General features: G+C 60.4%; 1 protein-coding gene. It reads left to right on the top strand.

What is annotated here, in order from left to right:
* The coding region (locus SB753_RS37025; RefSeq protein ID WP_410805112.1) for a plasmid pRiA4b ORF-3 family protein at positions 1-275 on the top strand (275 nt) is incomplete at both ends.

Below are 275 nucleotides of genomic sequence, written 5' to 3'. Positions count from 1 at the left end.
ATCCGGACCAGGTTCGACTGTGCGATTTCAAATTCCGTATCAACGAACGCTTCCGCTACGAGTACGACTTCAGCGACGGCTGGCAACACGAAGTGCGCGTTGAAGCGCGCCTGGCGCAGGACGAAAAACGCATCTATCCGTGCTGCATTGGCGGCAAGCGACGGGCGCCACCGGAAGGCTGCGGCGGTGCTCTGGCCTTCATGGCACGACGGGACGCGGTCCCATCACACGTTGAAGATTTGCTCGAGGACATTCAGGCCGACCTGGATGCGAAC

The organism is Paraburkholderia sp. SIMBA_053 (genome assembly GCF_046534895.1).
In the GTDB taxonomy this organism is placed as follows: Bacteria; Pseudomonadota; Gammaproteobacteria; order Burkholderiales; family Burkholderiaceae; genus Paraburkholderia; species Paraburkholderia caledonica.
The sequence above is the reverse complement of the archived record's forward strand: the minus strand, read 5'-3'. Positions and strand labels throughout refer to the sequence as shown.